Origin of the sequence: Marinobacter sp. (assembly GCF_033722735.1) — a bacterium.
Lineage (GTDB): Bacteria > Pseudomonadota > Gammaproteobacteria > Pseudomonadales > Oleiphilaceae > Marinobacter.
On sequence record NZ_JAWVYN010000009.1, the window covers coordinates 119,094 to 145,299 of the forward strand.

25 protein-coding genes are annotated in these 26,206 nt (G+C 60.3%); 10 read left to right on the forward strand and 15 right to left on the reverse strand.

Annotated elements, in window-relative coordinates:
* Window positions 1–106 precede the first annotated feature (106 nt).
* Complete coding sequence (locus R3175_RS08985; protein WP_318943909.1) at window positions 107–568, forward strand: limonene-1,2-epoxide hydrolase family protein; 462 nt, start codon at window positions 107–109, stop codon at window positions 566–568.
* A 7-nt stretch (window positions 569–575) separates the two neighbouring features.
* On the opposite strand, the gene R3175_RS08990 is transcribed toward R3175_RS08985, so the two are convergent.
* On the reverse strand, window positions 576–1,844 hold the full coding sequence (locus R3175_RS08990) for a HAMP domain-containing protein (RefSeq protein ID WP_318943911.1): 1,269 nt from the start codon (window positions 1,842–1,844) through the stop codon (window positions 576–578).
* 196 nt (window positions 1,845–2,040) lie between these two features.
* On the opposite strand from R3175_RS08990, the gene nfsA reads away from it, so the two are divergent.
* On the forward strand, window positions 2,041–2,778 hold the full coding sequence (nfsA, locus tag R3175_RS08995) for an oxygen-insensitive NADPH nitroreductase (protein ID WP_318943912.1): 738 nt from the start codon (window positions 2,041–2,043) through the stop codon (window positions 2,776–2,778).
* A gap of 25 nt (window positions 2,779–2,803) precedes the next feature.
* Here nfsA and R3175_RS09000 read toward each other — a convergent pair whose 3' ends face one another.
* A complete protein-coding gene (locus tag R3175_RS09000; protein ID WP_318943914.1) occupies window positions 2,804–3,544 on the reverse strand; it encodes a dienelactone hydrolase family protein in 741 nt (246 codons plus the stop codon).
* Window positions 3,545–4,000: 456 nt separating this feature from the next.
* On the opposite strand from R3175_RS09000, the gene R3175_RS09005 reads away from it, so the two are divergent.
* Together R3175_RS09005 and R3175_RS09010 are read left to right on the forward strand one after the other, a co-directional pair.
* Entirely contained in the window at window positions 4,001–4,837 is an 837-nt protein-coding gene (locus tag R3175_RS09005; protein ID WP_318943916.1) for a hypothetical protein, read from the forward strand.
* A gap of 176 nt (window positions 4,838–5,013) precedes the next feature.
* Window positions 5,014–5,172, forward strand: coding sequence for a YqaE/Pmp3 family membrane protein (locus R3175_RS09010; protein ID WP_318943918.1), 159 nt, complete (start codon window positions 5,014–5,016; stop codon window positions 5,170–5,172).
* A 33-nt stretch (window positions 5,173–5,205) separates the two neighbouring features.
* Here R3175_RS09010 and R3175_RS09015 read toward each other — a convergent pair whose 3' ends face one another.
* On the reverse strand, window positions 5,206–7,809 hold the full coding sequence (locus R3175_RS09015) for a putative bifunctional diguanylate cyclase/phosphodiesterase (RefSeq protein WP_318943920.1): 2,604 nt from the start codon (window positions 7,807–7,809) through the stop codon (window positions 5,206–5,208).
* 293 nt (window positions 7,810–8,102) lie between these two features.
* Here R3175_RS09015 and R3175_RS09020 point away from each other — a divergent pair, with 293 nt between their 5' ends.
* The gene (locus tag R3175_RS09020) at window positions 8,103–9,446 is read left to right on the forward strand and encodes a dicarboxylate/amino acid:cation symporter (protein ID WP_318943923.1); all 1,344 of its coding nucleotides are present in this window, start codon (window positions 8,103–8,105) and stop codon (window positions 9,444–9,446) included.
* A gap of 39 nt (window positions 9,447–9,485) precedes the next feature.
* Here R3175_RS09020 and R3175_RS09025 read toward each other — a convergent pair whose 3' ends face one another.
* The 7 genes from R3175_RS09025 to R3175_RS09055 form a co-directional block, all read right to left on the reverse strand.
* On the reverse strand, window positions 9,486–9,791 hold the full coding sequence (locus tag R3175_RS09025) for a hypothetical protein (protein WP_318943925.1): 306 nt from the start codon (window positions 9,789–9,791) through the stop codon (window positions 9,486–9,488).
* Window positions 9,792–9,940: 149 nt separating this feature from the next.
* Window positions 9,941–10,636 (reverse strand): monofunctional biosynthetic peptidoglycan transglycosylase, encoded by a 696-nt coding sequence (gene mtgA, locus R3175_RS09030; protein WP_413231751.1) that lies wholly within the window; start codon window positions 10,634–10,636, stop codon window positions 9,941–9,943.
* Between the two features lie 174 nt (window positions 10,637–10,810).
* The gene (locus tag R3175_RS09035; protein WP_318943928.1) at window positions 10,811–11,569 is read right to left on the reverse strand and encodes an ABC transporter substrate-binding protein; all 759 of its coding nucleotides are present in this window, start codon (window positions 11,567–11,569) and stop codon (window positions 10,811–10,813) included.
* A gap of 110 nt (window positions 11,570–11,679) precedes the next feature.
* The gene (egtD, locus tag R3175_RS09040; protein WP_318943930.1) at window positions 11,680–12,681 is read right to left on the reverse strand and encodes an L-histidine N(alpha)-methyltransferase; all 1,002 of its coding nucleotides are present in this window, start codon (window positions 12,679–12,681) and stop codon (window positions 11,680–11,682) included.
* A 9-nt stretch (window positions 12,682–12,690) separates the two neighbouring features.
* Window positions 12,691–13,968, reverse strand: coding sequence for an ergothioneine biosynthesis protein EgtB (gene egtB / locus R3175_RS09045; RefSeq protein ID WP_318943931.1), 1,278 nt, complete (start codon window positions 13,966–13,968; stop codon window positions 12,691–12,693).
* 101 nt (window positions 13,969–14,069) lie between these two features.
* Window positions 14,070–15,389, reverse strand: coding sequence for a diguanylate cyclase (locus R3175_RS09050; protein ID WP_318943932.1), 1,320 nt, complete (start codon window positions 15,387–15,389; stop codon window positions 14,070–14,072).
* Window positions 15,390–15,483: 94 nt separating this feature from the next.
* A complete protein-coding gene (locus R3175_RS09055; protein WP_318943935.1) occupies window positions 15,484–16,065 on the reverse strand; it encodes a CoA pyrophosphatase in 582 nt (193 codons plus the stop codon).
* 249 nt (window positions 16,066–16,314) lie between these two features.
* Here R3175_RS09055 and R3175_RS09060 point away from each other — a divergent pair, with 249 nt between their 5' ends.
* Window positions 16,315–17,019, forward strand: a complete 705-nt coding sequence (locus R3175_RS09060; protein ID WP_318943937.1) for a lytic transglycosylase domain-containing protein — start codon at window positions 16,315–16,317, stop codon at window positions 17,017–17,019.
* 5 nt (window positions 17,020–17,024) lie between these two features.
* Here the strand turns inward: R3175_RS09060 and R3175_RS09065 are convergent, their stop codons facing one another.
* The gene (locus tag R3175_RS09065) at window positions 17,025–17,888 is read right to left on the reverse strand and encodes a peroxiredoxin family protein (RefSeq protein WP_318943939.1); all 864 of its coding nucleotides are present in this window, start codon (window positions 17,886–17,888) and stop codon (window positions 17,025–17,027) included.
* An 11-nt stretch (window positions 17,889–17,899) separates the two neighbouring features.
* A complete protein-coding gene (locus R3175_RS09070) occupies window positions 17,900–18,475 on the reverse strand; it encodes a TetR/AcrR family transcriptional regulator (protein ID WP_318943941.1) in 576 nt (191 codons plus the stop codon).
* A 251-nt stretch (window positions 18,476–18,726) separates the two neighbouring features.
* Between R3175_RS09070 and R3175_RS09075 the strand changes: the two genes are divergently transcribed.
* The 3 genes from R3175_RS09075 (at window position 18,727) to R3175_RS09085 (ending at window position 23,198) form a co-directional block, all read left to right on the forward strand.
* Window positions 18,727–20,877, forward strand: a complete 2,151-nt coding sequence (locus R3175_RS09075; RefSeq protein ID WP_318943942.1) for a putative bifunctional diguanylate cyclase/phosphodiesterase — start codon at window positions 18,727–18,729, stop codon at window positions 20,875–20,877.
* Window positions 20,878–21,062: 185 nt separating this feature from the next.
* Entirely contained in the window at window positions 21,063–22,235 is a 1,173-nt protein-coding gene (locus R3175_RS09080) for a hypothetical protein (protein ID WP_318943944.1), read from the forward strand.
* 240 nt (window positions 22,236–22,475) lie between these two features.
* On the forward strand, window positions 22,476–23,198 hold the full coding sequence (locus R3175_RS09085) for a PEP-CTERM sorting domain-containing protein (RefSeq protein ID WP_318943945.1): 723 nt from the start codon (window positions 22,476–22,478) through the stop codon (window positions 23,196–23,198).
* Between the two features lie 130 nt (window positions 23,199–23,328).
* Here R3175_RS09085 and R3175_RS09090 read toward each other — a convergent pair whose 3' ends face one another.
* Complete coding sequence (locus R3175_RS09090; RefSeq protein WP_318943947.1) at window positions 23,329–23,469, reverse strand: hypothetical protein; 141 nt, start codon at window positions 23,467–23,469, stop codon at window positions 23,329–23,331.
* On the opposite strand from R3175_RS09090, the gene R3175_RS09095 reads away from it, so the two are divergent.
* Entirely contained in the window at window positions 23,468–24,304 is an 837-nt protein-coding gene (locus R3175_RS09095) for a class I SAM-dependent methyltransferase (RefSeq protein WP_318943948.1), read from the forward strand. The genes R3175_RS09090 and R3175_RS09095 overlap by 2 nt on opposite strands.
* A 3-nt stretch (window positions 24,305–24,307) precedes the next feature.
* On the opposite strand, the gene R3175_RS09100 is transcribed toward R3175_RS09095, so the two are convergent.
* Window positions 24,308–25,687, reverse strand: coding sequence for an FAD-binding oxidoreductase (locus R3175_RS09100; protein ID WP_318943950.1), 1,380 nt, complete (start codon window positions 25,685–25,687; stop codon window positions 24,308–24,310).
* A gap of 285 nt (window positions 25,688–25,972) precedes the next feature.
* Window positions 25,973–26,206, reverse strand: a 234-nt coding sequence (locus R3175_RS09105; protein WP_318943952.1) for a DUF4442 domain-containing protein, incomplete at its 5' end; no start/stop codon positions are given.

Consider the following 26,206-nt stretch of genomic DNA (forward strand, 5'->3'; position numbering starts at 1 on the left):
CTCTGACCAGGCCCAAGGTGCGGCCGGTCACCTGGGCCAGTCAAAGCCGGGATGCATCCGGTCCACAATGGGTTACCGTTGATATTCACCTCAGCAAGGAGCCCCCATGGACCCGACAACATCATCACCCGACCCCAAGGCCATCGTGATACGTTTCCTGCAAGCACTGGAAGCCCAAGACCACGACACCGTGGCGGAGCTGCTGGCCCCGGATGTGCGCTACACCAACGTGTCGCTGCCCACTTTGACCGGCAACCGGTTGGTGTCAGGCCTGATTCGCCAGGCCCTGCGCCCGGGCACCGGCTTTGAAGTGAAGAACCACAATATTGCGGTGGACGGCGACACGGTGATGACCGAACGCACCGACATCCTGAAACTCGGTCCGCTGCACATCGGCTTCTGGGTCTGCGGTACCTTCCGGGTGCACAATGGCCGGATCGTACTGTGGCGGGACTACTTCGACTGGTGGAACATCACCAAGGGCACCGCGCGGGGATTGGCCGGTATTGCACTGCCTGGCCTCAGGCCTACCCTGGCGGATATCCGCCATCCCGGTGCCCAGGCATAAGCCGTTGTCAGGTTTTGGAGTGCCGGCTCGTCCCCTCCGGCGATGATTCGGTCTCCTTGCCCGGCCGGCCAGTTAACACGGTGGCCAGGGCCTCGGTGCGTTCACGAACCTGCTGTTCCAGGGAATCATTCAACACTTGCAGCTCCCGGGTTCGGGCCTCCACGCGCCGTTCCAGGGTGGCATTGGTTTCCATCAGATAGTCGGTGAGGCGATTGAATGCCAGGGCCAGGTCCTGGATTTCCTTGCCGCTTCTCCGGTCAACCGATGCCCGTAGCTGGTGCTCACCGGCCAGGATGCGGCCTGCCTCTTCCGCCAGTCTGACCACCGGCCGGGCAATGGCACGGGCGATCAGCAGACCCAGCACCACCGCTACGACGAGCAACGCCAGGGCGAGGACCAGGATAGTGGTTTGATACCGAGCGATGGGGGCCAGAATTTCCCGCTGGTCCATCTTTACCACCAGTCCCCACGACAACTCCGGCAGGTAACGGGTCGCCGCCATGGTGGCCTGTTCCCGGTAATCCAATACCCCCTCCAACATCGCCTCCCGACCTGACAAAGCCAGGTTCAGGGCCCGGGGGTCCGGAGAGAACTCACTGACGGGTTTCAAGGCGGCAGCGGGCTGGTGTCGCAGGGGGGTCAGGAAGACGGCCTCGCCGTAGCTGTTCACCGCCGCCAGCAGCGTCTCCCCGGTGTCTCCCAGCCCGGTGTAGTCACGGGTTGCATGAAATAGCTCGTCGGCGGACAAGGTGACTCGCAGCTGCCCGACCACTTCGCCCTGCAACGTCATGGGCGCCTCAAACTGAGCGTAGAGATGGCCCTCGGGGTCTAGCAACATACGGGTGAGACCAACGCCGGAGGACGCCGACTGAAGCCTAACGCCTTCGGTCCCCTCGACCAGCACCGCTCCGACGGTCACGATATCCCCGCCAGACGGATCGCTGACCGAGATGTCCCGCACCGCGCGGACCGAGCCCTGGGCATCCGCCAGAATCTGCCTCACCTTGTCCAACGCCTGGGGATCTCCCCGTTGGAGATAATCCCGCAGGCTGATCCGCAGTTGGGTTCGGCTGGCGATCAAGGCGACCCGGTCCTGCCAAGCCACCAGGACCTCTGCAATCTTTTCCCGCTGATGACTGGCTACCGCGTCGAGCCGGTCCTGAAGGGAATCCCGAAGGATTTGTCGCCCTCCCAGGAAGGAAAGCACACTGAAAGTCACGATAGCGATACACACCAACCCGATACAGGCTGTGATCACCCGTTGGTAGATCGACATTGCCGTCACTCCCTTGACTCTCGCCTGCCCACCGATTTCAAATGGGCCAACGTAGGTAATCTTCAATAAATAGTAGTACACCTTCCCCCGATGCGCTCCCTGCCACCTTTGTAGCAACGCAAATAGTCGCATCCTACAGGTCAAACCGGCAGAATAACCGGTCCGTGATCGAGTCATAGCAACACAGCGAGGCCCCATGAATCCGACCATTGAACTGCTCCAGTCCCACCGCTCCATCCGCAAGTTCAGCGACCGGAAGATTCCAGGGGAGCTGTTCGAGACACTTATCCGGGCCGGACAGAGCGCGGCGACGTCAAACCACGTCCAGGCGTACACCATCATCCACGTGGTCAATACGGAAAATCGCCGTAAGCTGGCGGAACTGGCCGGCGGCCAGGCCTATGTGGCCGACAGTTCCGATTTCCTGGTGTTCTGTGCCGACATGAAGCGCTCCACCGACGCCGCCGAACGGGCCGGCGCCGAAGTGGTCCGGGGTATGACGGAGCAGTTGCTGGTGGCCAGCATCGACACCGCCCTGATGGCCCAGAACGTGGCGGTGGCCGCGGAGTCTGTGGGTATCGGCCTGTGTTACATCGGCGGCATCCGCAACAACCCGGCAGAAGTCAGCGAGCTGCTGCGGTTGCCCGAACACGTCTACCCGGTGTTCGGGATGTGCCTGGGTTACCCGGGGCAGAACCCGGAGCTCAAGCCCCGCCTGCCGCTGGCGTCCATCCTCAAGGAGGACTACTATCAGGACGAGCATGACCAAGCCCAGGTCGCAGAATTCGACAGCACCATGCGCGAGTATTATCTGGCCCGTACCGGGGGCAACAAGGACACCAACTGGTCGGAGCAGCTCAAGCCACTGTTCACCTCCAAGTTACGTCCCCACATGCGTGGGTTCCTCAAGGACCGTGGCTTTGAGATGAAATAGTCAGGCAGGGGTCGCTGGCGAGCACCTAGTGCCTACTGATTGCGCCGGAAAACACCTGTTTGAAGAAAGCCAACACCCGCTGCCAGCAGTCTTCCGCTGCCGCAGCATCGTACCGGGCCCGTAGCGGAGGCAACCCTCCGAGCTTCTTGAAGGCAAAGGTCTGGTGGTCGTTCATGAAGGAGTGCCCCACATTGTCGTAGGTCTTGATGTCATGGGGCACACCCAGGGCATCCAGGTGAGCGGCGAGGCGATCACCGTGATTGCCGTAGATCAGGTCGGTCCGACCCCAGCCGCCTACCGCCGGACAGATGCCTCTGAGGGCCTCGGCGTGCCTGGGAATGCCACCGTAGAACGGCGCGACCACCTGCACCGGAGCGCGACTGGAGTACAGCACCGCAAAGCGCCCGCCCATGCAAAACCCCATGACCCCCACCTGGGTAACCGGCTCGTCCTCCTGTGCCAGCAGCCACTGTCGGCACGCCTCCAACTGCTCGAACGCCTGGCCGTGACCGGTTTCGTGGGCCTTAAGGGTCTTCACCACGCACAACGGTTTGCTGCCCGGCATGTCGTACAGGTCCGGGATCAGCACCGGGTAACCGTTCTCCGCCAACCGGCGGCCGATGCGCTCGATGTCGTCGCTGTAACCGAAGATGTCGTGGATGGCGAGAACGGCGGCCTGGTAAGGGTTGGGAGCGTCCGGTCGGAGCCAGCGTGCCCGCATGGCGTGGCCGTTGGGTAGGGTGACGGCGATCTGTTGTACGTTCATTGCAGGTCCTTTACGCCTGGATTAAGTATATTGGGAGTATCCGTCATTCGACCGACTGGAAACCAGCCGCTGGCAAGGCCGATTGGCAAGCAGACGATAACAGGGCTATCGGAACCTGTTACTCAAACGAAACTCCGCCTCAAGGTCTCGAAAGGCCCTATATTTTATTGTTGGAAATCAAGCAATAACATTCTGAATCTAGCGCCAGTTGGCCTCTTGTCCAACTTTTTGACACTCTGTGTTGATCCCCCAACCCATGCGCCTGAATTGCTTGCCAAAATTTTCTGGCACGAAAACTGCATTCTTCAATATGCTGCGTTCGCCCAGCTTCTGAGTACTCGCCCCCTTTTGAATCAGACACTGGCCCGGGGATGAGGATCGAGCCTTGTCGCGACGGGCCCTCTCCCCTCCCCCCTCATCAATGCTTGAGGGGTACCAAGCATGGGAGATTCTGCGATGTTCAAAGATACAAAGTTACTTACGATTAGCCTCTCGGCGCTGCTGACGGGCCTCACCGCAACACCAGTCGCCGCGGATGCGCCCTGCAACGAGCTGGACGAATGCCGGGTGATCATCGAAATCAACGCGACCGATGGTGATATCGGCTTTCATGTGCTGTTTGACGCCGAAGGCTGGCGACAGGCCACAATAACCAGCGCCGACGGCGAAAAAATCTTCAAGGAGGCGGTATCGGATTCTCTCCGGGACCAGTTGATGACCGAAAATTTCTTTGAAAGCACCGAACCCGTCTGCGAGGAGGAACTGGCCGAGGAAGAAGGCGATGAGGTTGTCACCCTACCGGAGTTCCTGGCTCGATTTGCCGCCGGTTTCTACAATTTCCGGGTAAAACTGGAAGACGGCGGCGAACTGGCCGGCAGCACCATCCTCACCCATAACATTCCTGCGGCACCCGCTGACGTGGAATTCGATGGCTCCGAGATATCCTGGAGCTATGGGGACGATCTGGGTGAATGCACCACGCTGCCGGAAATGTTCACACCGGCTTCGGAAGGAGAAATTGTCGGCTACGAAGTGGTTCTGGAGCCAGACGATGACGCCTGGTCTGCCTTTACCTTCTCGATTCGCGTGCCACCGGCGGTCAACTCCGTTACCGTGCCCAGCGAATACCTTGCTGCCCTGCCGGCGGACCTCCCATTAAAGGTCGAGGTGGGAGCCATAGAACAACGTCCCAATGGCTCCTTCGGCAACCAGACGTTCTCGGAAGAGGATGGATTCTGTAACAACGCCGACCAGGAACTCTGTCCCGAGGAAAAGGAAGAAGAGGAAGAGTAAGCGCCAGGATCACCTTGGGCGTCATTTCAGGCCAGGATACAGCGTGGACCGTAGCCTGGCCTCCGTACACCCCCATTTCGTGCAAGAATTCCAGTCGCCGATCACTATCTCACTGGGTACACGGCGTCTAGCAAGCTAACCCGACCAACTGGCCTATTGGCCTCAAGGAGCACGAATTGGACCTGCTACGCATTCTCATCGCCATTCTTCTGCCTCCCCTTGGCGTCTTCCTGCAGGAAGGCTTCGGCAAGCACTTCTGGATCAACATCCTGTTGACCATCCTGGGCTATATTCCCGGCATCGTGCACGCGGTGTGGATCATCGCCAAGAAGTAGTCCCTCGGCTCGCCGGCCTGACCTATTAACAGATCAGGCCGGTTGCATCAGTTGCAGCAGGTCTTTGGCGGGCATGGGGCGGCCAAACAGGTAGCCCTGGAATCGATGACACCCCATCTGCCGCAGACACTCGAGTTGGCCGGCGGTTTCCACGCCTTCGGCCACGACCGAGAGCCCCAGCTCATAAGCCAGAGCGATGACCATGCGAGGAATCGCCGCATCGCCAGGATTGTTCTGGATATCCCTGACAAAGCCCTGGTCTATTTTCAGCTCGTCCAGGGGGAGGCGTTTCAGGTAGCCCAGGGACGAATAACCGGTTCCGAAGTCGTCCAGAGAGACCCTGACGCCTTCCGCTTTCAGCCGGCGCAGTTTGGCCTCCACATCCACCAGATCATCCACCAGCGCACTCTCGGTGACTTCCAGCTTCAATCGTTCCGCCGGTGCGCCGGTCTCCTCCAGCCGCGCCACCACGGACGCGACAAAGTCCTGCTGGTGAAACTGTCGGGCACTGACGTTGACCGCCAGCACCAGCTCCGGAAACGGTGCCGGCAGATTCTTCCAGATCGACAGTTGCCGACAGGCTTCCTGAATGACCCAGTCGCCCAGGGGAACGATGAACCCGATTTCCTCCGCCAGGGGAATGAACGTCCCCGGCGACACCAGGCCCCGCTCACTGCTGAACCAGCGCACCAACGCCTCCACTCCGATGGGGCGCCGACCCGTGTCCACCTGGAGCTGGTAGTGCAGCTGGAACTCGTTCTTCACCAAGGCCTGACGCAGGTCCGACTCCAGGGCCAGTCGTTGGATCACCTTTTCCTGCATCGCCGAGTCATAGAAGGCGATGCGGTTCTTGCCCCGCTCCTTGGCCCGGTACATGGCCATGTCTGCCTGGCGCAACAGCTCATTAACCCCCACCTGTTGCCCCAGAAACAGGGCGATGCCGATACTGGGCGAGCCACTGTACTCGCCGTGAGACAGACTGTAGGGTAAGTTGAGCACGGCCCGGAACCGTTCGCAGACCTTTTCGACCTGGGTAGCCGCTCTCGTCGGGTCCTGACTGAACCCCTTGAGCACGATCACGAACTCATCGCCCCCCAGCCGGGCCACGGTGTCCCACCGCTTGCGTGTACTGTCCAGGCGCCGGGCCACCTGCTTCAGCAGCTCATCGCCCACGGCATGGCCCGCCGAATCGTTGATGGTCTTGAAGTCGTCCAGGTCGATGAACACCAGGGCTCCGTGCTGCCCCTCCCGTTCGCTGGACGCAAACGCCTGGCTGAGGCGGTCCCGGAACAGCAGCCGGTTGGGCAATCCGGTCAGGGAGTCGTAGTAGGCCAGCCGTTCGATCTCCGCCTCCGCCTTCTTGCGCTCGGTTAGGTCCCGGACCACGCCGACGTAGATGGTCTGCTCGTCCAGCATCAACTGGGATATCTTCAGTTCCACCGGGAATTCGCCGCCGTTTGCCCGTAACGCCAGTGTTTCATTCACCGCCGCTGCCTCGGTCAGGGTCCAGGAGTTGAGGAAATCGCGAAAACGTTCACCCCGGCTGGCTTCCGGCAACAGGGTCTCGACACTGCCTCCGATGACCTGGTCGGCCCGATAGCCAAAGATCCGCTCTGCGGCGCGGTTGAACGTCACAATCAGGCCGTCGGCGTCCGTGGTCACGATGGCATCGGCGACGTTGTCCAGGATGGCCCGGGTCTGCTGAGCCTGTTCGATGATTTGGCGCTCGTTCATCACCCGCGCGGTGATGTTGTGGAAGTAGCCATGCCACAGGGTACTGCCATCGGCCAGCCGCTCCGGAACCGACTTGGCCTCGATCCAGGCTTGGCGACCGCTGTCCTGCTTCGCCCGAAACTGGATGTGCCAAGGCTGCAGCTGTTGACAGGAACGGTCCACCTCGGCGAAGAAAACCTCCCGATCCTCCTCATCTATCCGTTCCAGCAGGGGGGTGGCATCCGCCCTGAGCTCAGCGGGCGCAACCTGAAACATCGGCCTGACACTCTCGCTGATGAACGGGAACCTGGCGCTACCGTCGGGATACAGCCGGAACTGGTAAAGCACCCCCGGGAACTGGCCGGAGAATTTTTCCAGACTTCGATTCAGGTCGCGATGGGCCTTGAAGGCCAACTTCCGCTGGACCGCAGACCCGAGGACCAGGGCCCCGTCTTTCAGCAAATCAACGGTCTTACGCTGAATCGCCATCGGCTGATTGACCGCGTCGTAGCCCACAAAGCCAATCACCTCGCCCTCCAGAAAGATCGGCAACATGATCAGAGCCTGAATCGACTGGCGTTGGAATTCCTCCCTCTCGGCACGGGCCTCCGGCCCCAGCGCGTCGACATCCTCAATATGGATCGTGGTGCCATCGCGCAATCGATGCTTCAACCATGGAAAGGTATCGAGGGGAATGTCCTGCACCGCATCGATCTGCGACTCCACGCCGTGATCGCACCACTCGTGGGTATTGCTGAGGGTGTCAGTGAGCGGGTCGATCAGAAACAGGTAGCCACGGCCAGCTTTGACGGCCCTGCCGGTAAATGCCAGAAATCGCTCGATGGCGGCATCCAGATCGGCGACGGAAGTCTTTGCCAGGGTAATTCCAAGTTGCAGAAGGGCTGAGTCACTAAACCACGCCATGGATTCGAAACGTCTCCTGTCCCTGAGGTTTCGGGATCTTCGGCCGAGTACAGAGTTCATACGCCCTGGCTGGCCCGGCGGATCTGGCTGTGAACGGATCCACCTCAACAAGTGAAGCAGTTCTGGCGCAGATTGCCAGCGCCGCTCCAATGCGACCGGGTTCCGTCCGCCTCCTTTGCCCCTTTCTTGTCCTGGCTCAGGGCATGCCATGCTCACACCGGAATACACTATATTTCCTGAACGACAGCATTTCCCGACAACCGATTGCTTTCCGGACCCAGGGTGATTTGCCAATGGCCAGTACTGCGCAGGACCAAGACCAGGATTCCCCCCGTTCGTTACGCCACCTGAGTATCTATCTGGCGGGCCTGGTTAAAGGCCGGCTTTGGCTGAAGGTGTTGGTGGGTATGGCACTGGGTTTGATTGTCGGCACCCTGCTGGGCCCTTCCGTTGGACTAGTGCGTCCACAAACTGGCACCACCATTGGCAATTGGCTCGCCTTCCCTGGCCAGTTGTTCCTGGCCACCATTCAGATGATTGTCATCCCCCTGGTGGTGGCATCCGTGATCCGCGGGCTGTCCGCCAGCGAGAATCTTGAGCAACTGCGCCGGCTGGGCCTACGGGTGATCGGTTTTTTTGTGGTTACCACCGCCCTTGCCGCAGCAGTGGGACTCTGGATCGGCGACTTGATTGGCCCAGGGCAAATGCTCAGCGGGCTTGCCGTCCCCGAACCGGTCGCCCTGGACACCCCAGCCCGCACCACCGATGTCGCAGCCCTGCCCCAGGCCCTGCTGGGGTTATTGCCGGGCAACCCGTTGGACGCCATGGTAGAGGGGCAGATGCTGCAGGTGGTCATTTTCTCGAGTATCGTCGGTGTGGCCCTGGTCACCATGGCTCCGGAGCAGTCCCGGCCCATGCTCGATCTGCTGGATTCCCTGCAGCAGATCTGCATGACCGTCGTTCGTTGGGCCATGCGCCTGGCCCCGTTTGCGGTATTCGGGCTAATGGCCCAGCTCACCACCACGATTGGCTTCCAGGCCATGCTGGGCATGGCCTATTACGTGGCCACGGTGCTCATCGGCCTGCTGATCATGCTGGGGATCTACCTGGCAATTCTCAAGTTGCTTGGCGGAGACAACCCGCTGGAGTTCCTTCGCAAGACCCGGGATGTGCTCCTGCTGGCCTTCTCCACGTCCAGCTCGGCCGCGGTCATGCCCTTGTCCATTCGTACCGCAGAGGACCGGCTCGGCATACGGCCGTCCATTTCCCAGTTTGTAATTCCCCTCGGCGCGACCATCAACATGACCGGCACGGCGCTCTATCAAAGCGTCGCCACGGTGTTCATTGCGCAGGTTTACGGCATTGACCTGGGACCTGGCAGCATGGCTCTGGTGGTGGCCATGGCGGTGGGGGCATCGATCGGCTCGCCAGCCACCCCCGGGGTGGGCATCGTGATACTGGCAATGGTGTTGCAGACCGTAGGGGTCCCCCCCAGCGGAATCGCCCTGATCATGGGGGTGGATCGGATTCTCGACATGTGCCGTACAGCCATCAATGTCACCGGTGACCTGATCGCCGCCCGGCTGATGGAGAATTGGGCGGGGCTAAGGTTGCCGGATGCCGCATCCACTGACTGACCCGGTCTCCCTGATTTGGCACACGGATCCCAGCGGAGGTCACAGGGGCTGACACCCCCGCACCGCCAGGGCAATGTTGGCACTGGCCTTGGCCTGTTCGTAATATCCGGAGGCGGAGGACATGCCTTGCTGTGCCAGGGAACCGGCGGCCGGATTCACCATTTGGCCCAGTTCCGCCAGGGCCTCGGCGGATTGGCGATCCGAGTCGTAGGCGTCAAAGGCCTGGTAGATTTTATTGCAGGTGACCCCCTCGCCATCGGCGGCGGCGGAGGATACGTAACCCGACGTCTGGCACCCGGTCAGGAAGAAAGCCGCCAGGGCGGTGAGCGTTACTGCCTGTTTCAAGATTCGTTACCTCATGGTTGCGCCGGACCCTATTGCCGGCTTGGGAAATGCTGGCCATTGTAGCAGCCTGGGCCCCGCCGAAAGAGGCATTGGGGGTCAAGTCGGTGGGCCCCCACCGGCGTAAGGTGTGAACCAGACATTGCATTCCGCTACAGGGCCTGAAGGTAGCCCATTCCCTTGAGCTGCAACATCTGCCGACGGATCCACCCAATACGCTCCAGGAGGTAGGGCGACGCACTCCCCGCGTTGAGCACCTTGGGGTTTGGCAATACCGCCGCCAGCCGGGCGGCCTGGCTGGGCGACAGCTGTCGGGCAGGAATGCCGAAGTAGGCCAGGCTCGCGGCTTCGACACCGTATATTCCCGGGCCGAACTCCGCAATGTTCAAATAAACCTCCAGCACCCGTTGCTTGCTCCAGAGCACCTCCAGGCTCATCGCCAGCCCGGCCTCCAGGACCTTGCGCAGATAGCTGCGTCCATTCCAGAGAAACAGGTTCTTGGCGGTCTGTTGGGTAATGGTGCTGGCACCGCGCAGGTCGCCGCCGGTCCAGTACTCCGCGAGCGCCTGTCGGATGGCGCCAACGTCCACCCCCCAGTGGTGAGGAAAACGCTGGTCCTCACTGGCGATCACGGCCAGCTGCATCCAGGGGGAGATATCGTCGATGGGCACCCACTGTTGGCGGAGTGGGCGATCAGCATCGGACAGCGAGTAGGCAACCATAAAGGCTGAGGTGGGTGGATTGACGAATCGCAACAGGAGCAACAGCGCAAAGAACGACACCAGGGCCGTTGCCAGAGTCACCAGCAATCGACGCCGGAGTTTACCTGCAAAGGAGTATCCCACTATGTACCTTCCACTAGCCCATCCACGACTTCTGCCCCCCCACTCGCCGTCACACCGAGTGCCAGGATACGGGCACGCCAGCGTACCGGAATCGGGCAGTCAACCCGGTTACGAAACGGATAAACATTGGTAATGGTGCTTGCAACCAGATTGAGTACTGCCGGAGCGACGGGCGCTTCAGCCGTCTGCCGGCGGGTCCATCGCCGGTACGGGGACACCGTGATGCCGATAGATATCCTCGATTTCACCCCGCTTTAGCATCAGCTCCACCATTTGACGGATATCGTCGTAGTATCGCGCCATGGGCGAGGCGGCGGGAATGCTGAAGTATCGCTTGTTGGCGAAATGCTCGACGTATTCCAACTTGCGAAGTCGGGGATTGGAGAAAAACAGATCCGGGTCATGAATGGTCGAGGTAATGACCACATCGAGCCGATCGTGGAGCAGCATTTCGATCAACTGTTCCGGCCCCACCGAATAAAACACATTGAGGCCCTGGGCAGTGTTGAACTCGTCCGAATAATAACTGCCTCGCAGGGCACCGATGCGGTAGGCAATCAAGTCATCGAAACGTTCGACTCGGGTCGGGCTTCCGGCCTTGGCAAAATAGTAGATTTCGCGACTCCGGTTGCCGTAATGAATCGGCAACAGAAACGTCTCCCTTGCCCGGTCCATGGAATGCACCGGGAGAACGTCCACCTCCCCACGCTGCGCCATGTACAGGGTACGGGCCCAGGGCACCGTCACCCATTCCACCTGGTGACCTGCATAGGCCAGCGCCCGTTCAATCAGCTCGGCAGCGGGGCCCACACAGTGTATGCCCGCCGGTTGGATCATGGGGGGACGGTCCCGGCAGTGCCCGCGGAACACCTCGGCCGAGACACTCAACGGGAACATGAGCAATGCCAGCCAGCACCAGCAAATCCAGCTTCTCAAGGCCATTTTGTCCTGACTTCCCCCAACACGTTGTAACTCCTAACCAGTTTGCCTGCAATGGTCGTGGATAGCCACTGTTGCAACGCATCAACGGAGACCAGGGGATTACATCACACCCCCTCCAGACAATGAAAGCTGAAATTCCGTTCGCTGTCGGTCCAGGTCTGTCGGCGGCGAAACCCCGCTTGGCCGGCCAGAGACTCAAAGCCTTCAATGGAGTACTTGTAGGAATTCTCGGTGTGAATCGTTTCGCCCTTCCGGAAGACCAGGACCCGCCCATCCACGTCCAGGGTGTGGGCCTCCCGACATTCCAGGTGCATCTCAATACGGTGCAGAGCCTGGTTATAGAAAGCGCGGTGGCGAAACTTCCCCATGTCGAATGAGCAATTGAGGATTCGCCCCAGGTGATTGAGCAGGTTCAGGTTGAAGCGGGCGGTAATGCCCTGGCGGTCATTATAGGCGGCATGCAGTGTATCCGGATGTTTGATCAGATCCACTCCGATCAACAGCTTGCCTCGACGGCCCAGCATCCGGCGCAGGTTCCTCAGCAGCTGCACCGCCGCGCCCTGTTCGAAGTTGCCAATGGTGGAGCCGGGGAAAAAGGCGGCTTTGGGCGCCTCGGGCACGGTGTCGGGCATTCGGTCGAGGCTGGTAAAGTCGGCACAGACGGCGTGCACCACCAATTCCGGGAAATCCACGTGTAACTGCTGCGCCGCCCGCTCCAGATAGTATTCGGAGATCTCGATGGGGGCATAGCTGGCCGGCAGGTAGTGCTGGAGCAGCATCTTGACCTTCTCGCTGCTGCCACTGCCCGGCTCGATCAGCATGGTGTCCCGGGACAGGTAGGCGCAGATGGCGCGCCCTTCCCGCTCGAGAATGGTCCGTTCCGAGCGGGTCACATAGTATTCCTCCAGCTCGGTAATCTGATCGAACAGACGACTGCCAGCCTCGTCATAGAAGTACTTCGGCGACACTCGCTTGTTGGCCGCCATCAACCCGCTGAGGATTTCCTGGCGCTGATCCACCAGCGGGGGTTTGACGTTGTGAATACGGAGCCGGGGAGCTGGCTCCGTACAGGAATGCTGCTGGGCGTCACAGACTTGGGGGTGCACACTGCCTCCTTACAGGTCGTAGGCCAATCGTATGCCACTGAACTGCCAGCGGTCTTTGGGATAGAAGAAATTGCGGTAGGTCGCACGAATATGGTCTGGCGGGGTGGCCACCGAGCCGCCGCGCAGGACCATCTGGTTGAGCATGAATTTGCCGTTGTACTCGCCCAGGGCACCGGCCTGGGCCCGGTATCCCGGGTACGCACTGTAGGCGCTCTGGGTCCACTCCCAGACATCACCGAACAGCTGCCGGGGCCCGGTACGGTTCGTGGTCGCGCCCCGTGGGTGGTGACAATCAGGGTTCCACAGGTGCCCGGTTGCCTCCGACCGTGCGGCAACCTGCTCCCACTCAGACTCCCGGCAGAGCCGCATGTTTTTCCAGGCCGCAAAGGCCAGCGCCTCGTAGAGGCTGACGTGACACACCGGCGCCGCCAGATCCAGCTCCCGATAACCGTGCAGGGTGAAGGCACCGTACCGGCTGCCCTCGCGCTGCCAGTAAAGGGGCAGTTGCCACTGTTCAGACTGAACGGTGGCCCAACCGTCGGAATGCCACCAAAGGGGATTGCGATAGCCGCCATCCTCAATAAAGTCGATATACTCGCCGTTGGTCACCAGACGGTCGGCCAGTGCGAATGGCGCCAACCAGACCCGATGCCGCGGCCCTTCGTTGTCGTAGCAGAATCCGTTGATGTCGGTTGCAGCATGGCCGGCGAGAGAGCTGCCCACCTCACTGTCGCCCCCCTGGAACTCACTAAACGTCAGCGCTGTATCCTGGGAGGCAGGAATGTCGTTGCCGTTGTAAACCGGATACAGGGGGTTGAGCGACAGGCAGTACTTGAGATCGGTGAGCATCAGTTCCTGGTGCTGCTGCTCGTGATTCAACCCGAGAATCAACCGATGACGGATCTCGTCCCACGACGCCGGTAGCGGCGTGTCCAGCATCCCCAGCACGCACTCGTCCACCGCCTGTCGGTAGGCCCGGACTTCAGCAACCGTGGGCCGGGACAGCAGGTGGCGCTGGGGCCGGGGATATTGCTGGCCGATGGCGTTGTAATAGGAATTGAACAGGTACTCGAAACGTTCGTTATAGGGGCGGTACCCCTCCTGAAACGGCTTGAGAATGAAGGTTTCAAAAAACCAGGTCGTGTGGGCCAGGTGCCATTTGAGGGGGCTGGTGTCGGCCATCCCCTGAAGGCACAGGTCTTCAACCTCCAGGCCTTCACACATGGTCTCACTCTGCTGCCGGACATGACAGTAGTGCGCGCGGATCTCCTCGGCGAGTTCGTCCATAGTGAGGTATCTTGTTGTCCTGAGCGTCTGTTTAAGATAGATCAAAATCCAGCGCTGTACTGAATTTTCGCTCGGGCGGGAAGCCGATGATTCGGTCCGGGTCAGGCTGCAACTTCGTCGGCGAGGTGCACCCGGTTCCGGCCCTGCCGCTTGGCCTCATAGAGGGCAACATCCGCCCGCCGGACCAGGCCCTCAGCGGAGGTCGCATGCTCCGGGTAGACCGCGCCGCCAAAGCTCCCGGTTACGGCAATCATGGTGCCATCATCCAGTGGGATGGGCAGGTCCGCCATCACCCGCCGCAGTCGACCCGCGGCATCGGAACACTGGTCCACACCGCAATTGGGCATGATGATCGCAAACTCTTCACCGCCGTAGCGGCACACCACATCCACGCGGCGTACCGTTTCCCGCAGCAAGGTGGCAACCTGCTTGAGCACGGCGTCGCCCTGCTGATGGCCGTAGGTGTCGTTGAACCGCTTGAAATGGTCAATATCCAGCAGGATCAGGCAGAACTGACCGGCAAACCGTTCTGCCCGGAGCAGCTCCTGGCGCAGGGCATGATCGAAGTGACGCAGGTTGTGGAGCCCCGTCAACTCATCGGTTATCGCGACGGCCTCCAGCTCCCGCTGCTGGGCCAGGATGGTTTCCCGCATGACGTTGAACGTGTCTGCCACCCCCGCCAGTTCATGGGGAATGCGCACCTCGATGCGATGGTCCGGGTCGCCGCGGGCAAAGCGCATGGCCCCCTTCGAGAGCTGACGCATGCTACTGACCAACGACCGGTTGATGATCCAGATTCCCAGTACCCCAAGCATCAATGAAAGCACAAGGGCGGATAGCGCCAGGACATCAAACCGCTCCACCGCAGCCAACGCCCGGAAGTGACTTTGTTCGTTGTCGATGCGGATATCGCCGTAGAGCTGCGCCAGGTCGTGGCCAAGGGTGGCCAGGGCATGTTCAAAGTGAACGACGAATCGGATTTCATCCATATCCGGAACAATAGGCGGTAACGCGAGAATACGATCGGCCCCATCCGCGACCTGCCGCCAATCGGCTTCCACCCGGGCCACCTGCTGCCGGAGGTTCGCATTACCGGTCACGGCCTTGGACAACTGGTCGAAAGCACTGTCGATCTCGGCCCGCTGGAGGGCAAACTTCTCGGCATCGGCCGGCAATCCCTCGGCAGAAAAACCTATCACCGATTGGGACACGTCCCATAGCCGCACCTCAATGTGGTTGAGGGGTTGCAGGATGGTGCGCTGCTCGGTGGTTACGTCGACCAGCGGCCGAACGATCTCATCGTGAAGGCGGAAATAACCCAGAGTGGCGAACAGCCAAACTGGGGCGATCGCCAGAATCAACCCCGTGGCCAACCAGAACCTGAGGGATCGCTGTTGCCAGAACGATCGAAGCGAATCCATCCTTACCCTATCCAATTCCGTGGTATGAGTAAGGTATAGCCGACATTCCCTGCCCCCGCTACCTGCGGTCACCGGTAATCGTGGTGCAATGGCCTCATCGACCCAAGCCGGGCACAAGGTCCCGGGATAGCAGGTCCTGCAGCATGCTGTAGCTCAGCCCCCAGATACAGTGGCCCTGGTAACGACAACAGGGCAATGCCAGGGTGCCGATGGGGGTTCGCCAGGCGCGCCGCTCCCGGTTCTCCCGTGCCGAAAGGTGCGACAGGGGGATCCAGACCACCTGTTCCACTTCATGGTTGAGCGTGACCGCCTGCAGGCCCTGCCACTCGTAGACGTAAGGGGTGACCACCATCGGGCGCCAGCGGCTGTGATGACGGGTGACCAGGTCGGACAAGCGGGCCCGGAAGCGGCCGTGACGCACCAGGTCGACACCGGTTTCCTCCAGGGTTTCCCGCTCGGCGGCGGCGCGGGGCGTGGCGTCTCCCGGCTGCATGCGCCCCCCGGGGAAGGCCATATCCCCGGACCAGGGGTCCCCTGGCCGCTGGGCCCGCTGGATGAAGAGCAACTCCGTGCGGCCGTCACCGCTTTGCCGGTAGATCAGCGCCACCGAGGCCCGGGCCAGGCGTTTCCGGAAGGGTATTTTACGTGGGCGTAACACCGTCCAGGTTGACTTCACTGCTTGCATGCACCTCGTAGACAGACTGTTGGGGCCAGAGAACAGTCAGCCACAGAAATGCCTCGGCCACAAGAATCCCGGTAATCCGCCGGTCTTGGCGCATGGCCCTCAAGGCCTGCTGCTGGCAACAAAAAATTACCGCAATAAGACCCAGGCCTCTTCTTTCCGCAGCCCAAAGCCCTATACTTGCTCAGGACCACAATCAGGTAGTGGTCAAAAAGATGGGATACGAGTCTTCAAGGGTTTGCGATGACTGGCGGAAATGGGGTCTTTTTTCCACCAAAGGTTTTATTGTGTGCATTACTGGTCATTTCGGCCCCCGTGTCGGCCGACAGTATCCGCCGCATTGTCCATCCCGACGGCTCGGTGGAATTTACCAATGTGCAGGGTGACCAACCCCTGGCCTCTTCCGGCAACGAGACCGTTTACCGCTATCAAAACAACGACGGCGTCATCTCTTACAGTGGACAGGCCCCGAACGGTGCCAATTACGACGTCATCCGTTTTCATTGTTACGCCTGCAACCCCGAATCCACCGTGAACTGGCTCACTACGCCGCTGTTCCGCTCACGCTATCGGGACGAAATTGTCGCCGCAGCCATCGAATACGACGTCGACCCGGCCCTGGTTCGAGCGGTCATCCATGCCGAATCCGCGTTTAACCCCGGTGCCGTCTCCCCCAAAGGCGCCCAGGGACTGATGCAACTGATGCCTGCCACAGCCCGGGATCTGAACGTGTCCGATGCGTTGGATGCCGCCGAGAACATTCGCGGGGGTGTCCAGTACCTGTCCTGGATGCTGGATCGCTTCGACAACGACATCACCCTGGCCACAGCCGCCTACAACGCCGGCCCCGGCGCAGTGGACCGCTATGATGGCATTCCCCCCTATGCCGAAACCCGGGCCTATGTGGAACGGGTGGGTATCCTGCATCGCCGGTACGGGGAGTTCTAGCGGGGTCAACCCGTTGCCCCGTGTTCCTTTAAGACTCGAATAAACGTCTCCGGCTCTGGTCGAACTCGGTAGTTATCCGTTAAATCCGCAAACAGAATGGTCCCGTTGGCGTCGGTGATCAGTACCGTAGGCATAACCGTGTCGCTGTCATAGCCCAGTGCCTCCAGGCCCTTGGGCAGCCCGTTTTCGGCCTCGATACCCAAGGCCCTGGCAGCGCGATTGCCGGAGTCCACCAGGAAACGGAACGGCACCTGGAATTTTTCCGCCAGGCTACGGGTGTTATCGTGGGGCTGGGGGCTGATCAGGGCCACAGTCACGCCCAAATTCGCGAGGGCCTGGTACTGACCCGCGACTTCCTTGATTTGCGCCATACACAACGGGCACCAGTTCCCCCGATAAAAGATAAACAGCGTCGGTTGGCCCAGAAACTCGTCGGATACAACCTTGTTACCGGCATCATCCATCAGCTCGAAGGCCGGCAGACGTGATCCCACCTTCAACCGTTCAGCCTGCTGCTGCCGACTGAACCGGGAATACCAGTAAACATAGAGGGTCGAGCCCACACCACCCACAACAGCACTGCCGAACAACTGAATGGCCAGGGCGTCGCCGGACCATCCCAACGCAAGGGTGAGCCCCGTACCAGCCCAGGCCGCCGCCTGATAGCCAACCAGATTCGCGCCGGTTCGCGCCGTATTCGTCAGGAACAGTTTCAGGAAAAAGAACACCATTGGCCAGGTGGCCAGCGCCACACCGGCCCAACCGGTGAACAGCCCTTCACGCCATAGCCCGACCAGGCTGAGCCCCGCTGCAATTACCAACAGCGTCAGATAAAGCGAAATAAACAGGGACTTGGATAGAGTGTTCATCAAATGCCTTCCTAATCAAGAATGTTCAGGGCCGTTGCCACCATACTCCGCAACATGGCCTCACTTTGCCCTTCCCGAGCGGCGACCCTCATTCCCCGGGTCAGGGTCATGAAAAACGCGGCCAACAGACGCGGGTCTTTATCCGGCTCGAGCCGTCCCTCGGCCACAGCGTGCTCGAAACATTGTTCGAACGCCTGCTCCACGGTCTGGAGCTGTTCAGAGGCGAATCTGGCCAGCTCATCGTCCAGGCCGGACTGTTCCAGCACCGTGTTCACCAGCAGGCAGCCCAGACGGCGCTGCTGCTCGGGCATGACAAAAAACACCAGCTCGAAGAACTGACGTACCGCCTCCCGAGGATTGCCCCGGTTTTTCAATGGCATGCATGCGGCCTGAGACATCTGGCCAAACTGCGCCAACGACTGGATAAACAGCGCCCGTTTGTCGCCAAACGTGGCGTACAAGCTACTCCGACTCAGTCCCGTACAATCGAGGATCTGCTGTACCGAAGTGCCTTCGTAGCCCTGCTGCCAGAACAAGTGCGTGACATTCGCGAGAGCCTTCTGTTTATCGAAAGTGACCGGTCTCATCTTGGTCTCCAGACTTGCGTTAAGGGACACTCGGAACAGGATTCGCGTTCTATTTTGGAACAACCGTTCCAATAGTAACTTATGGAACGGTTATTCCACAACTAATTAGAACTCGGTGATTGGGCAGCGCCCTTTCTCCTGTAACACCTGAACGGCTGACGGTGTCTTTCAGGAAGACACCGCCAATAGGAAAGTTTGGAATTCCTCACCTAAACTGCACAGCACATGCCCGGAGGGACCAGGAGGCAAAAATGAAAGCATCTGAATCGGAACTGGCGCTGCTTTCAGACCAAAGTGCAGACCCCGCCCCCTTGGGTTGGGCAACTCGCCAATGGTTTCGGCAACTTGCGGCCTGCCGCCTTTGCCGCAACGTAACCCTGGCCGTTTTCGTGGCCATCCTGGTGATTGAAACGCTGATCCTGGTGCCCTCCTACCGTAATTACGAAGAAGACCTGCTGCGCCAATACGAAGCGGTCGCCCGACAGGGGATAGCAACCTTCCTCGCCTCCACCAATGTCTCGAAGGAGCCCGCAGCTGCCCAGGCATTGCTGCGCGCCACCGGCCTGCTGGGCATTGACATGAAGACCGCCGATGGCTCCCAGGCGGCCGGAGAGCCCGTTGGCCAAGCCGCAGCAACGGATGGCAAACTGCGGGATATCCCGCGTCCCGCGCCGGGTAAGCTGGACCTGCTCTGGAGCAACCCGGAGTGGGCGCCAGACTGGGAGATTGCCGCCCGCCTGGACATTTCGGAACTATCAGGAGAGCTCTGGGCCTTCGTTTTTCGGATTCTGGGCCTATCCCTGCTTATTGCCCTGTTTGTAACCCTGGTGACCATGTCGGTACTGGGCCGAATGATGCTGGCGCCCCTGCTGAGGCTGCGCCATCGAATACTCCAGGCCGGCGAGGACGCCGCCCATCCACTGCACTATGTGCGCCAACCGGAACGGTGCGACGAGTTTGGCGAAGTGGCGGGTGCACTCAACAAAATGCTGGTGCACATTTCGACCTACCAGGACCGGCTTCAGGTCCTGAACGAGGAACTGGACAAACTGGTGGACCAGCGAACCCGTTCCCTGAAAGCCACGGAAAAAGAGCTGCACATTCGGAGCTGGTACGATCAGCTGACCGGGCTGGCCAACCGGGCACTGTTCGAAGAGCACCTCAGAAACTTCCTGCGGCACGCCGAAACGGAATCCGCTGCCGGGGTTGGCGCACTGTTGATGCTGGGGCTGGACAATTTCCAAACCATCAATGGCCTGGCCGGCCATGCTGCCGGCGACCGGATGCTTCAGGAAATTGCCCACCGCCTGAGCCATTACGCCCAGGAGAAAAACCTGGTGGCCCGGCTCGGTGGCGACGTATTCGCCTTATTGCTACCTCATATGAGCGGCGCCGATCCACAAAAACTACAGCGGGAGATTGAGGCGATTACAGGAACAGTGTCGCAACCGGTGATCGTCTCAGGTCAGGAACTGCAATGCGACGTGAGTGTCGGCGTGGCCCTGATTCCGACAGACGGTCAGGACGCTCCCACGTTGCTTCAGCACGCAGAGATCGCCATGCAGAAGGCCAAGGCCGTCCGCGAAAACAGCATCCACTTCTTCTCCAAGACCCTGAGCCAGCAAGTACGCCAACGTCAGACCCTGCTGACGGAATTGAAATCGGCCATCCCGCAGGGCCAGCTCAAGCTGCATTTCCAGCCCCAGTGCGACGCTGTTCGGGACTGCGTCGGTTATGAAGTGCTGATACGGTGGGATCATCCATCATGGGGCCCCATCCCACCCAGCCACTTCATTCCCCTGGCCGAAGATTCCCACCTCATTCTCACCCTGGGCGACTGGATTCTGGAGCAGGCCATCGTTCAGGCCAAGCGCTGGATAGAGGAGGGATTCCATGGGCGGGTGGCAGTTAACCTTTCAGCCCAGCAGTTTGCCAAACCCGGCCTGGTCGACGAGATTTCGGAGCTGCTCACCCAGCATCGGTTTCCAGCCAATCAACTGGAACTGGAAATCACGGAAACCGCGTTCATGGGGGACATCGACCGGGCCATCACCATCATGCAGCAGATACGCGCCCTGGGCGTACAACTGGCGGTGGACGATTTCGGCACTGGCTATTCCTCCCTGGCCTACCTGAAGCTGCTGCCGGTCAACCGAATCAAGATTGATCGGGCCTTCGTCAAAGAGCTGCCGGCCAACCAGCAAGATCTGATCCTGTGCCGCACCATAATCACCATGGCCCACAATATGGGATGCCAGGTCATCGCTGAAGGCGTCGAAACCGAGGAACAAGCCACCTGCCTGCTGGACGCCGGGTGCGATGAATTACAGGGCTACCTGCTGGGTAAGCCCGGCCCAGTCGTTTTACCGCCTGGAGCGCCAAAACCCAAAGTGGGTGGCTGATGCTTCTGGTCAATCAGGCCATGACGGTCACTTCCCATACGCCGACGGCGGCCCAGTTGCACCAACCCGAGGTTGGGGGCCATTAACAGAGGCCACTTTTTATGACCGAATCGGTGGCACGAAATGAATATTATTGTTTACTGGAAGGGACCTGCGAACCGCCATTCAAGGAGTCGTTACTGAGCATGGAAACCAAACACTTTCATTATTCCGCCAGCACCATCCGCACCGTTCACCTGACGGCCCTGCTGGGTCTGCTCCTGGGCCCGGTGCTGGGGTCAGCCCTCATCTTGGCCTGGCTCAGCGGTGACGGACAGGGCCTGGACGCACTCATTCGCAGCGCAGACGGCTCACTGGATGCCGAAATCCTGTTGCTGATGGTGGCAGTGGTCCTGATGGCCCTGATCGGATTGGCCAACCGACAGGTCCGTCTGGAGCTGAACGATTTTGAGTTTAAGGTCCATATTCCCCGGTTCACCGGCCTCGGACTGATGGGCCTGACCACCGGCAGCCACCGGATACCGCTGGCCAGCATCCGGGAACTTCGCCTGCAACCCGAAAAGGCCCAGAAGAACCTCGCCCAATCCTTACAGCGATCCCGCCTGGAGGTTGTCACGGACAACCGGCGCTATCGTTTTCAGCCCTACAATTTTTTGCTGGATGGTGGACCGGATCACCGGATCGGACTCGGCGCCGCCCTCAGCAAGCAGGGTGACCGGCTGGAGGCCCTGCTCAATGAAGCACCCCTGGTGAACAGCCTGAGCCAATCGACCGGACAAGCCACTCAGACCGGTGAACCGGACATCGCACCAGGCCCGCTAGCCAACCAGTACAACTTGCTCAAGCACCGGGGAATGGTCGTGCAGCTGTTCCTGCTCACTGTGGCTGGACTGTATGGTGCGGCGGATCTCATGCTGCTCGTGGAATACAAAGTCCTGGGAGAACTGCCCCTCTGGCCGTTTGTCTCGACCGGCTTACTGACGGCGGCGTTGTGCAGTCGACTGGGACGCGGGGCCCCGATGGCCGAACGGCTGGGTGTGGCGGTCCTGGTCACCCTGGCCGCCACCGCAGCCACCTACCCCGGCCTGCAACGCTTTACCCTGGTGACCTCACAGCCGGTGACAACCACCTATCAGGTGGCGCAGGCCGGTGTGTTCCGCCATCCGTCCTATCCGCAGCTGGACCTGCGTGGCAACAGCATCCCGGAATTCTGGGCCACCCTACCGGTGGGCAGCGACCATCGCTTCACTATCTACCCATCCACCTTTGGATTCCGGTTGGTGGACCTGACACCGCTCTATGCGCAGAGCCGGGCGTTCTATGGAAACCAAGCTATCCCCGATGGGCACGCTGATTGAACTGTAAAAAAGTGTGACCTGATTATTATTGCCACCCTTCCATCCACGTTGGAAAAACCAAGACTATATCAACTACCTGGATATCAGAATCAGTAAACTACCGTCATCGCAAGCATTACAGGACGTCCATTTTTTTAACATCGCTTGCCCGCGCCCAGGACTAGGTTATTGATTTTCGGGTGCGGCATTTATCTTGCAGGAAGTAAATGTTTCGGCTATCGCCAGCTCAAGGAAGAATCAATGAAATACACAATCCTTCTTACAATATGGGCCCTTCTCTCGAGCCCCGCCATTGCCACGGTCATTACCATTGATCCGGATGATTTCTCTGACGGTGATCTGCTGACGAGCGTCTCACCGCACGTCACCATTGGAACGACGGGGGGTAATCCGGTGTACGCCTCCAGCTATCAGGATGCGTCCGGCGAAGATCCCCCCGGTTTCGTCAACACAGGCCCCATTGGGGATCGGGTGTTCTCCAGCTCGGCCGCCAGCAATTCCGAGTGGATGGCCTCGGTGCTAGGCTTCTCCAACGACGATGTGGCCACCGTGTCCGACCTGACCAGCTCTATTGATGGCCTCATGCTGTTCAGCTTTCACAGCCCGGTTAACTGGGTGAGTGTTCTGTCGATGGAATACCTTCAGGATGCCGGCTGGGGGTTAGGCTCCGACCCCATTATGATCTTCCTGTACGACTCCCTGGGAAACCTGATTTCGTTTACCGGGGATGAGCAGAACAAGACTCCGTTGCCGTATTCGGGCGATGCCCCCTTCAACCCTTACGCCTACTTCCTGAACGAATTCTCCGCTCCGGATATCGGTTATCTGGCCATTGGTGGATTCAGTGAACCCACCACGGTGGACCGGCTCGAGTTTCGGGTTGCCGAGGTCCCGGAACCCTCCACCCTGGCCCTGGTTGTGACCCCGCTGATGGGGTGGCTGTTCCGGCGTCGACGACTTTAGTTATCCAACCCCACCAGACACTCGGCCGAAACATTCAAACAGGGACGTCTGAACACAGAAGAGCCAAGGGGTATGCGCTTGCCCCTTGGCTTCCGAATGGTGAGGTGACACGCCTCAGAAAACAACATGTTCAAAACAGGCCACGGATGACCGGGGTTTCGAGCACCTCGCCCGACTGACAGGACAACTGCCCATCCAGACTTTCCTTTTGGTCAGAGCCATCTAAATTAATGGTTAGTGCAACCATTTCCTGGCTCAGGATCGCTGCCATGGCCGATGAATCCATCGAGCAACTCGCAAAGGTCGCCCGGGACTATGACCGGCTGCTGACCCCATCTCTGTTCGTGGTCTGGAACGACCACACCCTCGACGCCGCCCACCTTCACCCAGGCGACAAGGTGCTGGACGTGGCTTGCGGCCCCGGCGAGCTGACCCTCAACGCCGCCCGACGGGTTAGCCCGGACGGCGGGGTCACCGGACTGGACCTGAACCCCGGCATGCTCGCCGTGGCCCGCTCGAAATCGACGGACATCGATTGGCTGGAGGGCGATGCCGAGTCCCTGCCCTTCGAGGACGCCAGCTTTGACGCCGTACTGTGCCAGTTTGGACTGATGCTGTTTGGCGATCCGGTCAGGGCCGTGGCCGAGATGTACCGGGTGCTCCGCCCCCACCGTCACCTGGTGGTCGCCGTGTTCGATGGCCTGGAGCAGCAACCGGTCTATCGCACCCTGGCCGATGTGTACGAGCAGCTCGTCAGCCCCGACGTCGGCGAACTGCTGAGGGCCCCGTTTTCCCTCGGCGATCCGGAGACTCTCAATGGCCTCTTCACCAGCGCCGGTATCCACGACACAGACCGGGTCCGGCGGCAGGAAACCGCTCGTTTCGTGAGTTTGCGGGACCTGGTGCTGGCGGACTCCCAGGGCTGGTTCCCCTTCGCCGGCGTGGAATTGTCACCGGACCAGATCGAGCGTGTCGTCCGGGAAGTGGAATCCGCGCTGTCCGCCTATCAGGAGCCGGACGGCACGGTGGAGTTTCGCGTATCGGCGCACCTGGTCACGGCGACCAAGCAGGCGGAGGAAGACCGGAATCGACACCTGGCGATCTGACCATCACGCTGGCTTGATGTTGTGGTTCAGGTGAAAGACATTGTCCGGATCGTACTGCGCCTTCACCCTGCCAAGCCTTGCATAGTTGTCCTTTCCGAAACCGGCGACAACACGGTCCTCCCCCTCATCCCCGATAAAGTTCAGGTAGACCGCCCCGCTGGACCACGGTTTAAGGTCGGTGCGGATATCATGGGCCCAGCGCTTCGCCCGCTCATCATCGGCCGGATCTTCCCAGAGGCCGAATGGGTGCACGACCCAGGGGGCGTGCCGCCAAGGCAGCGGGTAGTCCACCGGCCCCCGCTCGACCGCACCGCCCTGGGGAAAGAGCACATGCTGCGACGGGGATGGCACGACCATGTCCCTGGCACGGGCGCAGAACCGGGCAACGGCGTCATCCGGGAACGCCTCCAGGTATTCCGCCGACCAATAGTTCCGATAGCCGGGAGGGTCATCGAGCATGCACTGAAAATCGGCGTAGGGCATCTCTTCAATCATTTCACCGTGGTGCCCGAGCCCGAGCATGGGAGCAATTACCTGGCGGGCTTCCTGTTCCGATCCGGCGTAAACGAGTAACACCACGAAGGCCAGCTTGTTGACCAGCTTCTCGGGGACAAACTCCTCGGCAGGCGCAGTCAGAAATAGCGCGCCCCCACCGACTTCATCGGGCGCGGACACCATGAAATCGCGATAGGCCCCCAGAACGTCCGGGCCCGCGTCGGGAGGCCACATGAGCAGGGCAACCGTCACCGACGACAGCGAGTGCAGTCGCAGTGTGAAGGACGTCGCCACACCGAAGTTGCCGCCCCCACCATGGAGCGCCCAGAACAGCTCCGGGTTTTCATCCTCGCTGGCACGGACGACGTTCCCCTCCGCCGTCACCAGCTCCACCGACAGCAGATTGTCGCAGGCGAAGCCATACTTTCTCTCCAGCCAGCCGCTGCCACCCCCCAGGATGAAACCGCCCACGCCCGTAGTGGATACGCGGCCTCCCGTGGTCATCAGACCATGGGGTTGGGTGGCACGATCGAGGTGGCTCATGGTGGCGCCACCGGCAACGGTCGCCGTGCCTGCCTCGGGGTCCACCGAGACCGTGCTCATCCGTCGCAGGTCGACCACCAGCCCACCGTCCGTGAGGGCCTTCCCGGCAACCCCGTGGCCGCCGCCACGAACGGCAATCTCAAGGTCCAGTTCGCGAGCGAAACGAACGGCGCCGGCGACATCGTCTACAGTGTCGCACTGGGCAATGACGCCGGGCCGGCGATCAATCATCGCGTTATAGATCGTTCGAGCGTCGTCATAGGCAGGGTCGCCGGGAACAAGGATCTCTCCCGCGAACTGCTGTCGGAGTTCGTTGAGTCGGGACTGATTGATTGGATTGGTCATGTGCATCCCCCTTATCGGATGGCCCTTCGCGTAGAAAAGCCATGAGTCGCGTACTCGCACGCCTCGGATGGAGAGCAACACACAATGAAACGAGTCTAGTACACCGTGCCTTTGCTGTCGCGCTGCGATTACCAGGGGGAAATCTGGGGTTCGGCTGTGCCTCTGCGCATGTCGGACAGAGGGCCGCTGGATGGGCGATATCGGTGACTGACCCGCCCCCGGCTACATCGGCGGGTACAGCCACAGGAATCACTATGACCAATGAACCTTACCAATCAGTCGTCTTCAATGTTTGACCGCAACAGGCTTACGCTTGACGTACAGCGTCTTCCTCACCTTAGCAACCAGCTCTTGCTCCTCATCCCGGATTTCAACCATGAACTCCGGGAAGTACTTGTTCCCACCGGCGGTTTGACTCCGGATATTGCTCAGGTCGCTCTCCGAGATCTTTATCACGGAGGTGACTTTCGTCCGGCAGGCTTTGACAAACTCGATCTCGGCAGCCTTGTCCCAGACCAG